Origin of the sequence: Streptomyces sp. GMY02, assembly GCF_019056675.1 — a bacterium.
In the GTDB taxonomy this organism is placed as follows: Bacteria; Actinomycetota; Actinomycetes; order Streptomycetales; family Streptomycetaceae; genus Streptomyces; species Streptomyces odonnellii.
Genome location: NZ_CP077658.1, coordinates 1572549 through 1584576, shown reverse-complemented (window position 1 = coordinate 1584576; position 12028 = coordinate 1572549). Strand labels below are relative to the sequence as shown.

11 protein-coding genes and 1 pseudogene are annotated in these 12028 nt (G+C 67.9%); 6 read left to right on the top strand and 6 right to left on the bottom strand.

The genetic code is table 11. The features are described 5' to 3' along the window. The first annotated feature begins 6 nt into the window (after nucleotides 1-6). Nucleotides 7-516, top strand: coding sequence for an O-acetyl-ADP-ribose deacetylase (locus KQY30_RS06610; protein ID WP_217306017.1), 510 nt, complete (start codon nucleotides 7-9; stop codon nucleotides 514-516). Between the two features lie 105 nt (nucleotides 517-621). Here KQY30_RS06610 and KQY30_RS06605 read toward each other — a convergent pair whose 3' ends face one another. Beyond that, nucleotides 622-1644 carry an NAD(P)-dependent alcohol dehydrogenase gene (locus KQY30_RS06605; RefSeq protein ID WP_254406980.1) on the bottom strand — a complete coding sequence of 341 codons (1023 nt, stop codon included), beginning with the start codon at nucleotides 1642-1644 and terminating at the stop codon, nucleotides 622-624. Nucleotides 1645-1775: 131 nt separating this feature from the next. Here KQY30_RS06605 and KQY30_RS06600 point away from each other — a divergent pair, with 131 nt between their 5' ends. The 3 genes from KQY30_RS06600 (at nucleotide 1776) to KQY30_RS06590 (ending at nucleotide 3726) form a co-directional block, all read left to right on the top strand. Beyond that, nucleotides 1776-2441, top strand: coding sequence for a TetR/AcrR family transcriptional regulator (locus KQY30_RS06600; protein ID WP_217306016.1), 666 nt, complete (start codon nucleotides 1776-1778; stop codon nucleotides 2439-2441). Between the two features lie 219 nt (nucleotides 2442-2660). Then, a complete protein-coding gene (locus tag KQY30_RS06595; protein WP_217306015.1) occupies nucleotides 2661-3113 on the top strand; it encodes a DUF5707 domain-containing protein in 453 nt (150 codons plus the stop codon). Nucleotides 3114-3318: 205 nt separating this feature from the next. Then, nucleotides 3319-3726, top strand: a complete 408-nt coding sequence (locus tag KQY30_RS06590; RefSeq protein WP_217306014.1) for a PPOX class F420-dependent oxidoreductase — start codon at nucleotides 3319-3321, stop codon at nucleotides 3724-3726. Nucleotides 3727-3856: 130 nt separating this feature from the next. On the opposite strand, the pseudogene KQY30_RS06585 reads toward KQY30_RS06590, so the two are convergent. Then, nucleotides 3857-5146 (bottom strand): annotated as a pseudogene (locus tag KQY30_RS06585) (MFS transporter); the annotation flags it as partial. Nucleotides 5147-5158: 12 nt separating this feature from the next. Here KQY30_RS06585 and KQY30_RS06580 point away from each other — a divergent pair. After that, the gene (locus KQY30_RS06580; RefSeq protein ID WP_254406979.1) at nucleotides 5159-6793 is read left to right on the top strand and encodes a recombinase family protein; all 1635 of its coding nucleotides are present in this window, start codon (nucleotides 5159-5161) and stop codon (nucleotides 6791-6793) included. A gap of 178 nt (nucleotides 6794-6971) precedes the next feature. On the opposite strand, the gene KQY30_RS06575 is transcribed toward KQY30_RS06580, so the two are convergent. The 4 genes from KQY30_RS06575 to KQY30_RS06560 all read right to left on the bottom strand — a co-directional run bounded on the left by KQY30_RS06575 (nucleotide 6972) and on the right by KQY30_RS06560 (nucleotide 10491). Next, nucleotides 6972-8399: a replication initiator gene (locus KQY30_RS06575; RefSeq protein ID WP_217306012.1), complete on the bottom strand. Its 1428-nt coding sequence runs from the start codon at nucleotides 8397-8399 to the stop codon at nucleotides 6972-6974. Nucleotides 8400-8637: 238 nt separating this feature from the next. Beyond that, a complete protein-coding gene (locus tag KQY30_RS06570; protein ID WP_217311533.1) occupies nucleotides 8638-8829 on the bottom strand; it encodes a hypothetical protein in 192 nt (63 codons plus the stop codon). After that, nucleotides 8822-10111, bottom strand: coding sequence for an FtsK/SpoIIIE domain-containing protein (locus tag KQY30_RS06565; protein WP_217306011.1), 1290 nt, complete (start codon nucleotides 10109-10111; stop codon nucleotides 8822-8824). Before KQY30_RS06565 ends, KQY30_RS06570 begins: the two co-directional genes overlap by 8 nt. A 26-nt stretch (nucleotides 10112-10137) precedes the next feature. Next, the gene (locus KQY30_RS06560) at nucleotides 10138-10491 is read right to left on the bottom strand and encodes a hypothetical protein (protein WP_254406978.1); all 354 of its coding nucleotides are present in this window, start codon (nucleotides 10489-10491) and stop codon (nucleotides 10138-10140) included. A 226-nt stretch (nucleotides 10492-10717) separates the two neighbouring features. Here KQY30_RS06560 and KQY30_RS06555 point away from each other — a divergent pair, with 226 nt between their 5' ends. Next, nucleotides 10718-11485, top strand: a complete 768-nt coding sequence (locus tag KQY30_RS06555) for a GntR family transcriptional regulator (protein WP_217306008.1) — start codon at nucleotides 10718-10720, stop codon at nucleotides 11483-11485. Nucleotides 11486-12028 lie beyond the last annotated feature (543 nt).

Sequence of the window (12028 nt, the reverse complement as noted above, 5' to 3'; positions counted from 1 at the left end):
ACCGATATGGCAACCCTGACCCTTGTCCGCGGAGACATCACAGACCAGCGCGTGGACGCCATCGTCAACGCGGCGAACTCGTCACTGCTCGGCGGAGGCGGTGTCGACGGCGCGATCCACCGCCGGGGCGGCCCCGAGATCCTCGCCGAATGCCGCGCCCTGCGCGCCTCGCACTACGGACGCGGCCTCCCCACCGGCAAGGCCGTCGCCACCACCGCCGGCCGACTCGAAGCCAAGTGGGTGATCCATACGGTGGGCCCGGTGTATCAGGTCTCGGGCGGCGATGAAGCGCTGCTCGCCTCCTGCTACCGGGAGTCCCTCCGGGTCGCCGACGTCTTCGGCGCGCGAACGGTCGCGTTTCCGGCCATCTCCGCCGGGGCCTACGGATGGCCGATGGAGGTCGCCGCTCGTATCGCGGTGGAGACGGTACGAGCCGCGGAGACGGAGGTCGAGGAGATCAGGTTCGTCCTCTTCGACGAGCAGGCATACGCGGCGTTCGCGGCGCAGCTCCGTTGACGGAAGCTGTCGGAAGCCGCCCGGAAGTCGGCGGAAATCGCCGGAAGTTCACGGCGCAGCGGCCGAGTTCGCCGTTCCCGTGTTGTCAGTCCCGGTCCCGCGTTGTCACTCGGCGGGCACGGTGAGCGCGAGCTTGCCCGTGACACGGCCGTCGAGGAGGTGCCGGACGGCTGCGGCGGTCTCCGTGAGCGGGTACACGCGGTCCACGACAGGGCTGAGCGCACCCGCGTCGATGAACGCGGTCAGGTCGCGCAGCCCGTCGGCGTGTTCGGATGAGATGAACGTGCCCAGGTGCTGGCCCGTGAACGGCGACAGCATCTGGGCACGGAGCTGCCGATCCGTGCCGCCGAGCCAGACGCCGTTCGTCTCACCGCCGGTGATGATCAGCCTGCCGCGGGGCGTGAGGGCACGGCGCAGATCCCGAAGACCGCGGTTGCCCGCGATATCGATGATGGCGTCGTAACGTCGCGGGCCGGCGAGGAAGTCTTCGCGGGTGTAGTCGAGCACATGGTCGGCACCCAGCGCCCGTACGGCGCGGAGCTTGGGGGTGCTCGCGACGGCCGTGACCCGGGCGCCGGTCGCGTGGGCGAGCTGGACGGCGAAGGTGCCGACGCCGCCGGCGGCTCCCGTGATCAGGACCTGCTGCCCTTCCTCCACCTTGCCCTGGTCGCGAACCGCCTGCAGTGCGGTGAGCGCGCTGACGGGGACCGTCGCCGCCTCCTCGAAGGTGAGCCCGGCAGGCTTGGGAGCGATCCTTTCGGGCCGGGTGGCGGCGTAGCCGGCGAACGCGGCGACCGCCGTGCCGTACACCTCGTCGCCGGGTGCGAACCCGGTCACGTCGGAGCCGGCCGCCTCGACGACACCGGCCATGCTGCGGCCGGGGTTGGGGAGCTTCGGCCTGCGCAGACCGCTCACGGGCCGGACCGCGTACGGCAGTCCGGCCATCAAGTGCCAGGTTCCCCGGTCCACGCTGGAAGCGCGCACCCGCACCAGTACCTCGTCCGGCCCGATGACGGGCCGGGCGAGTCGCGCCGTACGCAGCACGGCTTCCGGCTCGGTGCCGTACCGCTCCTGCACGACGGCCGTCATCGTCTTCGTCCCGCCGGTGGTTGCGATCGGCTCGCTCATGTTCCGCATCGTCACTGCTCTCCGGTTCCGTCTCCGCGTGAACGTACGGCGTAAGCGTGTACTTACGCCGTAAGTAGAGCACTTACGGCGTAAGCTCGTCAACACGCGAGAAGAGGAAGTGACCGTCCGCCATGACCCGACGTACCGCCCCGCAGCAGCCCCGCGAGACGCTCACCCGGCAGCGGGTGCTGCGCGCCGCCGTCGAACTCGCCGACACCGGCGGCCTGGAGACGCTCAGCATGCGCAAGCTCGGCGAGGCCGTCGGAGTCGAGGCGATGTCCCTGTACAACCACGTGGCCAACAAGGAGGACCTGCTCGACGGCATGGTCGACCTGGTCTTCGATGAGGTCGAACTGCCCACGCCGGGTGACGAGTGGCGACAGGCGATGCGGCAGCGGGCGGTGTCCATGCGTCAGGTGCTGTCCCGTCACCGCTGGGCGATCGCGCTGATGGAGTCACGCTCCAACCCGGGACCCGCCACCCTGCGTCACCACGACGCGGTGCTCGGCTGCCTGCGTCAGGGCGGGCTCTCCCTCACCCTGACCGCCCACGCCGTCTCGGTCCTCGACAGCTTCATCTACGGGTTCGCCATGCAGGAGAAGACGTTGCCGTTCGACACCCCGGACGAGACCGCCGAACTGGCGGAGTCCATCATGAGCGGTTTCGGCGACGGCGAGTATCCGTACCTGACCGAGATCGCGACCGCTCATGTCATGCGTCCCGGGTACGCGTACGGCGACGAGTTCGAGTTCGGGCTGGACCTGATCCTCGACGGCCTCCAGCGGGCGGCGGCCTGACAGGTTCATCGACTCGGCAACTCGCCAACTCGCCAACTCGGCGACTCATCGACTCGTCCCCGGACCACGGCTAGGTCAGCGGATCCCGGTCGGCTTACTCAAGCCCGCTTGAGTACGTGCGCTCATGCCCGGCGGACCCTCGCGCGGCGAGTATCGGTCCAGCGACGCGGTCAAGCGGCGCTGACCAGATCCAGTGCTGAGACAGTTACGGAGAATCCCATGTCCCGACGTATCGCTCTGTCCGTGGCCGCGAGTGTCGTCGTCCTCGGTGGTGCCGGCGCCTTCGTTGTCGCCTACGCCGGGGAGCAGACTCCGGTGCTGGGACACAGCACTGCCCGCTACACCGCTCCCGACGGGGACCGCGACGGCTCCCTGGTCTTCGTCACCGACGTCACGGCGTCCTCCGGTGTCAAGAGCGTGAAGGTGCTCGCCTGGCCCCAGGAGTCGCCCTTCGCCGAGAAGGAGCTGACCGCCAAGGACATGGCCGCCGTGGAGTCGGCCGTCTGCAAGCCTTCCGGACAGGACACCGTGCGCTGCACGTACACCGCCGGGGTCACCGCTGCCGACGCCGAGTCGTCCCCGCGCGGCGCCTGGCACGTCGCAGTCCTGGCCACCGCACAGGACGGCACCACAACCCTGAACCCCGAGGCGGCCGACTTCACCGTCCGCTGACCCGGCCGGCCATGTGACCGAGAGTGAGTGCGGACGACGGCGACCGGCGGTGGACGAGTGGCTCCCTCGACTGACCGGCTGCGGGCTCGTACGCACTCGGCCATGCCAACTCCGCGGTCCGTACATCGACTGGCGTCGCCACAGGCTCCTGGTGAATACTGTTCACCAAAGGTGAATCCAATTCACCTCGACTAGTGGAGCCCCCATGTCAATCGCCACATCCCCCGCCTTCGAAGCCGCCCTCAACCGCATCGGCAAAGGCCTGTACGTCAGCCTGACCACGTTCCGCAAGGACGGCCGAGCCGTCGTCACGCCGGTCGGGTGCGTGATCGAGGGCGGCACCCTGTACGTGCTGACTCCGCCCGACACCGGGAAGGTCAAGCGCATTCGCAACAGTGGGCGCGTGGTGATCGCGCCCTGCAACGGGCGGGGGACCGTGCCGGCCGGGGCTCCCGAAGTCGAGGGGGTGGCGCGTCTCCTGGGTGAGCAGGAAATCGCTCGGGTTCAGCACTACATGGTCCAACGAACCTTCCTGTACCGCCTGGTGCGTATCGCCGACCGTGTGCTGAGGCGCAAGCGTCCGCTCGTCGCCATTGCGGTGACGGAGTCCTGAGCGGCGGTGGCCGCACCAACCGCGTCTGCCATGACGAAGGTGGGCGCGGCATGCGCACCGGAGGCGAACGCACCTGCCGGCGTTCCTCGGGCGGCCCCCGTTCTCGCCGGCCGCCCGAGGAAATCCGGGGTCACATGTGGACGACGGTGGCGCCCTCGGGCGCGGGGTCCGGGCGCCCGCGCCGGAACAGGAGGGCGGCGATGACGGCGCCCACCGCGAAGAGGCCCGCGGACCACCAGTAGGCGGTCGAGTAACTCTCCAACTGGGCCTGGGCCAGATCCGCGGGCGTACGGCCGTGGTCGGCGAGGTAGGCACCGGCGGCGCTCGCGGCCAGGGTGTTGAGCAGCGCCGTGCCGACGGCTCCGCCGACCTGCTGCATGGTGTTGACGGCGGCACTGGCGGCACCGGCGTCGTGCGTGGTGACCCCGTTGATCCCCAGGCTCATGGCAGGCGGCATGACCAGGCCGAGGCCGACGCCGAGGATGAGAAGCGGGGGCAGGATGTGGGCGGCGTAGCCGCTGTCCAGGTCCAGGCCGGTCAGCATCACCAGGCCGGCGGCGGCCATCAGCATGCCGACGGGAACGACCGTCTTCGGTCCGAAGCGCGGGATGAGGACGCTGATGGACAACTGCGCGACGACCATCAGGATGCCGATCATCGGCAGGAAGGCGATGCCGGTCCTGACCGGAGTGAAGCCCAGCAGCGCCTGCATGTAGTACGTCAGGAAGAGGAAGACGCCGAACATTCCGGCGCTGGAGAGGGCGACCATCAGGAAGGCCGCGCCCCGGGTGCGGTCGGCGAGGATGCGCAAGGGCAGCAGGGGGTGAGGCGCGTGCGTCTGCCACCAGGCGAAGGCCGCCAGGACCAGACCGGCCGCGGCGAGGAAGCCCCAGGTCTGCGGCGAGGACCAGCCGTGCTGCTCCGCACGGGAGAAGCCGAGCACCAGACCGAACAGGCCGATTGAGGCGAGCAGCGTGCCGGGCAGGTCGAGCTTGGGCCGCTGCGCGGGTGCGCCGCTTCGCATCAGAAGCATGCCGCCGGTGAAGGCGAGAGCCGCGAAGGCGAGGTTGACGTAGAGGGTCCAGCGCCAGTTCAGATGCTCGGTGAGGAGGCCGCCCAGAAGCAGGCCCAGTCCGCCGCCGGCGCCGCCGATGGCACCGAAGACGCCGAAGGCCCGGGCGCGTTCCCTGGCCTCGGTGAAGGTGTCGTTGAGCAGGGCGAGGGCGGCCGGTGCCAGCAGGGCGCCGAAGAGGCCTTGCAGCGCACGGCCGGTGACCAGGACCTCGAAGTTCTGGGCGGCACCGGCCAGAGCCGACGCCCCCGCGAATCCGACGGTCCCCACAAGAAAGACGATCTTGCGCCCGAACAGATCGGCGAGCCGGCCGCCCAGCAGCAGGAGGCTGCCGAACACCAGGGCCCAGCACTTCGGTGAATGTACCTTCTCCTTATGGAAAACGACGCAGTACAGCGAGCACACTGGGGCGACTTTAGGGGCCTGAGGTTCGCAGGGCTGGCCCGGCTTTCCACGGAAGAGGCAGAAGGGGAAGTTCTCCCGGGTGGAACCCCGGAGCAGCCTCGGTGGACGACCGGGGCCGACATCAAGAGCACGGAGGAGCAGGAGGCGGACGGCTGTCGATTCGTTGAGAGCCGAGGGGGGGAATACGTATTTACGTACATGGAGCCCGACACGTCGGCGTGGAAACGCAAGCGTGTTCGTTTACCTGATGGGAGCGCGGCCTATCGCGTCGTGCGTCCGGTCTATGAGGGCGCACTGGAAGACCTCAAGAAGGGCATTGCCCCGAACGGCGAGCGCATCGACGGGTTGGTCGTTTACGACATCGATCGCTTGACCCGAGACAACCGGCACTTGGAAGACGCCATTGAGGTAGTCCAGCACTACAAGCGACCCATCCTCGATATCACGGGCACTTTGGATCTGTTGACGGACAACGGCCGCGCCATGGCCCGAGTGGTCGTCGCCATCGCCAATAAGTCATCCGCTGACACGGCCAGGCGCCTTCATCTAAACCACACGAAACGAAGGCGTCGGGGTATCCCTGCTGGAGGTAGGAGGCCGTTTGGCTGGCAAGAAGACAAGCGCAACCTTCATCCCGCAGAGGCGAAGCTACTGCGGGATGCTGTCAAGCGCGTGATTTTGGGAACTGGCGTGTCCACTATCGTCGCGGAGTGGAACCGCAAAGAAATCAAGAGCGTCAGCGGGAAGCCGTGGACTATTCAGACGCTTAAATGTGTTCTCCGAAATCCGCGAATTTGTGGGATTCGTTCGTACCTTGCGAGCGATTTCGACCCGGACACTGCGCGAGAGACTCGTTTTATGGCTGTCTCCTACGACGAGGAAGGAGAGCCCATTATCGGCCAGTGGGAGCCACTCGTGAGTGTGGCTGAGTGGGAGGCTGTAGTTGCGATCCTCGGAGAGAGGCCCGCTCGCGGGACCGGCCATAATTCCCGCGTGTACTTGGGAACTGGAACTCTTCGGTGTGGGAAAGAGGGCTGTAATCGGCTCCTACGAGGCCACAAGGGGAACAGGCATCCCAGTATGCGTGAGTTCTATTATGCGTGCCCTGCCAAGACCACCGGCCGAGGATGCGGTGGAGTTAAGGTAAAGGGGCCGGAGTCCGACGAATTGATTGCCAAGCTTGTGATCGCTAAGTACGAAGAGGAGGCCACCCATCAGCAAGCCGTCAAAACTCCGCAGGAATGGCCCCAGGAGGCTCGGTGGCTGAATATTCGTGAGGACATCGCGGATCTCAAGCAGGCTCGTAAGGACCGAAAGATCGGTGCGCAGCGTTACTACGCCGATCTCGCGGAGTACGAAGCCGAAGAACGGGACTTGACCAAGGATCGGAATGCGTGGACACGCCGGATGCTCGTAGGTCAGGACAAGCCCATCGACATGGCCAAGGAGTGGCACCGACAGGGCATCACCTTGGCCGAACGCCGGGCATACGTCGAGCAGGCGCTCACGGCGGTTGTCGTGATGCCCGTAGGCAAAGGCGGCCGGGTTCCGCTTCGAGATCGTTTGGTTCCGGTCTACGCAGAGGGATAGCTCAAAGAACGACCAGGCCTGTCACGTCGCACGGCGACTGTGGCGGGCTCCGTCGCGTGTGGTGACTTCCAGCCCCAGCACAGCATTCATCCGGCGCCATTTGGTATCCGACCAGTGGGGCGCATTCCGGGCTTGGGCACGGGCCCAGGCCATGTCTTGTCTTTCCTCAGTTGCTGGTTCATCCGGCATGGGGTGGCCTCCACCCGGCATGCGAACGTTCTTCCCGGAGGATGTCCCGCAGCGTGGCGAGGTCTTGAGCGATTCCTGTCGCGATCGCTGCCGCGCCGGGTGTGTGGCCGGAGCCGACGTACCGCCAGGCCGACTCCGTGATCCCCGTGGGGCCAAGGTCTTCTGAGGGCATGGCATGCCGGGCACGGGCTGCCCGCAGCTCCCCGTAGGTGGTTGAGTAGCGGATGCTCTTGGTGAGGACGTGGCCCCGGTAGCCGAGGGTGTGAGCCCAGGCCCGCAGGTGGAGGTGTTCCAGTTCTCGGAGGCCACCCAGGCGCCAGCAGGTGCCCATGAGTGCCCGGACGTGTCCGGAGGCCGGGGCCAGGGCGATGTCCTGGGGCGAGGTGATCCGGTGGTCGGTGCCGCCCGCCGAGTCGCCGACGCTCTTGGATACGTACTTGGCCACGTACGCCGCTACGGCCTGATCGGTCACAGGGGATTCGTCCGTGAAGGCGTGGTGGATGGGGTCGATGTCGAGTTGGGCTCCCCATCGGACCGTGTGCTCACCGAGGCCGGGCGAGTAGGGCAGCGAGACGGTCACGGAGGCCGCAGCGGCCCGCACTGCGCCGGTGAGGAGTTCGGCTGTGGCCCAGACGGGCGGAGGTGACGCCGGGCCGTCGGGACCGTCGAGGCGGATCACGGCGTGGAAGTGGACCGCGCCCCGTCTCTGGTACTCCGTGACCTTGGCAAACGACAGCCTCAGGTGATCACTTACGCGAGCCTGGGAAGTGCCGGCCGCAGCGGCGAGACGACGCCGGATCGCGCCTGTGGTGCGGTTCCACAGGACCCCGGCATGGGCGTGCCAGAGCACGTGGGCGCTGTAGTCGTAGCAGCGCGGGCAGACCGGTTGGCCGACTGCCGGATGATCCGGAGCGTGGGCCAGGCCGCAGCCGACCGGCTGGTTGTGTTCGCATGAGCCGCCGTTGCGGCGGGGATGGCACGGCCCGCCCTCGGTGGCGCGGTGTACGGGGCCCCATGAGGGTGCGGTGAGGGTGACGAAGAGCCGGGGGTGATGACCGACCGTCGTGGGGACGTTCTTGCCGCCGAGGAGGCCCGCGCGGACCAGGTGGAAGGTGTCTGCGGAGTGGAGCCGGGCGCAGGGCTGGCACAGGCTTGCACGGCGGTTTCGGCAGCGTACGGCGAGTCGTCCGCCGGGTTCGGTGGTGGTGTCGTAGTGGCGCAGCACGGTGCCGTTGGATGCGTCCAGGGTGGTGGTGCGTCCGGACAGGTAGATGGGGTGGGAGCAGCCGCCTGTGGCTGTGATCTGGTCGAGCCAGCGGCGGAAGCCGGGTTCCTGTGCGAGGCGGATCAAGTCTGCTTCGGTGTCGGAGAGCAGGCGCCCCGCCGGGTGGACGGGGCGCCGGGTGAGTGCGTTCATGGGGCAGGTGGTGACCTTTCACGAGGGAGCGGCCGGGCGAGTGCTTGGGGTGTCACGGGGTTTTCCTCACAGGGGTTTTGGGGGTGTGTGTGGGGGGCGGATGGTCAGGGGGTGCGGGGGCCCTGGTGGTAGCAGCGGCAGCGGCGCAGGCGACCGCCCCGGGTCGCGTGGCGCCAGCGTCGACAGACAGGGCACCGCATCTTTCCGATCATGAGAGCGCTCCGTTCTGTGGGGGAGGTCAGGAGGTGAATCGGTCGATGAGCCACTGCACGATCCCGGTGACGGTCCAGACCACGGGGGTCAGCGCGGCGTAGATCCCGAACAGGAAGATCGTGGCTGCCTGCCACCACCTGACGTCCCGGGAGCGGACCAGCAGGAAGGACATCGCGCCGAAGAAGACCATGAGGGGCAATGCGGTGACTTCACTCACGGGCCTCAACTCCCTCGGTGGCCAAGTGGCCGAGGAGCTTGAGAGTGGGGGTCCGGTGTGCGTGCTCCTCTGCGGTCTGCCGTGCCTCTGCCGGGGGCGTGAGCGTCGAGCGTGCCCGCACCCAGTGCCCCCCGACCGTGGTGACCGCGACGCCCTGTTCCCCCTCGCTGATCTGCTGAGCCACTGAGACCGCGTCCGGAGAGAGATCTCCGAGCACCATTTCCGCACTCGCTTCGTCATGGACTCGATGGCAGACCCGCCCCCCGAGCTGCGCGCGCAACGCGGTTGCCCCGGGGCCCAGTTCGGACCCGAACCGCTGCGCGGCCAGGACCAGGTGGATTCCGAGCGCCGCGCCGAGCTGGCCGAGGCGCAGCAGCGATGTGGAGCATTCGGCCGCTTCGCTCTTGGTCTCCCTGGTGCCGTCCGTGAGATACAACTCGGCGATCTCGTCCACCAGGACCACGACCGGAACGGGTCGCTCTTCGTCTGGCAGTTCCCAGATGGACCGCGCGCCAGCCTGGCGGCACTGCCCCATGCGTCCTTCTGCCTCCACCAGCAGCGCCGACAGCACCCGCGCCGCTCCTCTTCGGCTGATCGCCAGCGCCGACAGACGCGGAGCGACGATGGACAGCTCCATCCCGCCTTTGCAGTCGATTCCCACCAACGCCACTTTTTGCGGGGCGAGTTGGACGGCCAGCGCGGCGAGCCAGTTGGACTTTCCTGACCGGGTGGCGCCCACGATGAGCCAGTGGGGCACCTGTCGAAAGTCGATCTCCCACGGCCCGGATGAAGCCTTTCCAACCCGTGCTGTCATCGGCCGGGGCCGACTTGCGGGCAGCAGGGTGCGGGAGTCGTCGCTCAGAGGATCGTGAGCTGTGGCGACGACGACCACATGCCCGCGCTCCGGCGAGACGACCCGCACCGAGTGCACGCGCCAGGCATGGGCGAAGTGGTCCGCCAGGGCGACGACTTGAGCCGGAGTCTGCCCGGGGTGCAGCCGAATCCGTGCGGTGAAGCCGTTCGGTGTGGGCAGGATGGGGCCGAGGCTGGGAGGGACCGGCCGCAGCGCCGAGCCCTTGACCAGCGTGTCCCCACCGATCAGCAGATCACCGGGACGACGCGACACCGCCAGGTCGGTGGTCTGGCACAGCTTGCGCCAGGTGACCCGCACCCGCAGCACCGCCACAGGAAACCCGAGCAGGTACCAGCGCCACAGCGCCGTGTCGATCCGGGACGCCCACAAGGGCCGTGTGGCCAGCGCGAGGCACAGCGCCGCAGTCATGAGCCACACAAGCAGTTCCGGGGACACTAGGCATCACCGCCCGCCGCCGACTTGCCCCGCCCCGACGAGCCACCAGTGACCACAAGGGGCGCGGCTTCCGGGCGGATAGCCGAAGCCCGGAACGAGATGCCTTTCCGGCCCTCGATCTCCCACGAGGTGGCCACCAGGTCTACCACCGTGAGCCGGGCGCCCTCCGTGATCCCTTGTGGCTGGCCGGACACCGCCACCTCGATCACGTCAGCCCGCCGGGTGGATTGCTGGCGAACCGACACGCCGACCACCCAGACCGGATTGCCGTCCCGGTCCTTTCGTGCCTCTCCGTCCGGAGTCATCCGAGGCTCGGGCGGGACCACGCACATCGCTGATCCCAGCCGCGCCATGTCCACAGGAATGCTTTGCATTTCGTGCCTTCCTTGTCGAGACCGCGACACAGTCCGCCACTCACCATGACGTGACTTGTCTTGATGAGTTACGAGTGTGATCTACTCGGCCAATGGAAAGCAAGCACTTATCATGATGAGTGTCGTCATGATGTCTGGTCGCCGGATGGCACCGGAGGCACGGCGGAGCAGTACCTACTCGAAGCCCGTAGGAGGATCCGGCAGCATGCCGAAGGACATTGAGCGCCGCCCCATCTACAAGCAGCTCGCGGATCAGCTAGCGGAGGCCATCACCAGCGGAGAGTTCCCGCCCGGCGCGATGCTTCCCAGCGAGACACGGCTAGTGGAGCAGTACGCGGCGTCCCGCCTCACCATCCGCGCGGCAATCGCGGAACTCCGGAACATGGGACTCGTCGAGAGCCAGCACGGACGAGGGTCATTCGTCCGTCAGCAGACCGCCGAGCCCGCCGTCACGATCTCCCGCACAGTCCGCCGCACAGGGCGCAGATTCGAGACCGACGAACTGCACCCCACAGAAGCACCGACCGTCACCCGCGCCCATCTGACGGGCCCGGTAGCGGCGCTGTTGGACCGCGACGAGGGCGCCGCCCTGTGTGTCGACCGGCTTCTGTCCGACCCCTCCACCGGGGTCCGCAGCGCCCACCGGACCGTAATCCCCATGGACGTCGCCGAGAAGGTTCCGGAACTGGCCGAGAGTCCCGACGCCGAGCCCGCCGAGATCTACGCCGCACTGACAGCGGCCGGGCACACCCTCACTTTCACCGAGACCGTCACCGCACGCGCGCCGTTCCCTGACGAGCGCGGGACTCTCGCCGTCAGCGAAGGCGCCCCGGTCCTCATCACCCGACGCGTCACCGCCGACGCCGAGACCAGCCGCCCGCTCATCTGCGAGGAGCTACGAGTCAGCGCCGCCCACGCCCAACTCGCCTTCCAGGTCACCCCGGAGAAGATCCCCGCCAAGCGCCGGGCCTGATCGGTCTAACTTTTCTCTACTTGGTCAAGGGCGCGCCTGCGGCGCGCCGGGCATACGGCCGTCCTCGGCCGGGCGTGCGGCGTGGCCGCCGGTCCCGGCCGAACGGCCGATGCCCGCACCCGAAACCGCGCCTGAGCACGCAGAGGGCGACCGCCTGCCGGAGGCCGGCGGTCGCCCTCGGTAACCGTCTAGCTAGAGCATTTTTGGGCGTGCCTGCGCGCCCTGACGGAGGCGGAGAAGACGCCGGGCGCGTACCGGTCGAGTCTGCACCCGGTGCATGTCACCCACTGGTGACCGTCCTTGTCTTCCACCACCCAGACCGTTCCACGGCCCTTGGTCCGGTAGGGGTTCCCGACTCTCTTACGGCTCATCTCTCCATCCCCTTCCTGTGTGTCTGCCGCGTCTCCGTGGCAGAGGTCAACTTGCTTGTGGCTGGGGGTGGGTGGGTTCCGCGGCTTTAGGCAGCCACCATGGGGCGAGCCTCTAAGAACAGGGGGCCCATCGGCCGAAAACGCGGTCAGGTCCCAAAGACCCGCCCGATTC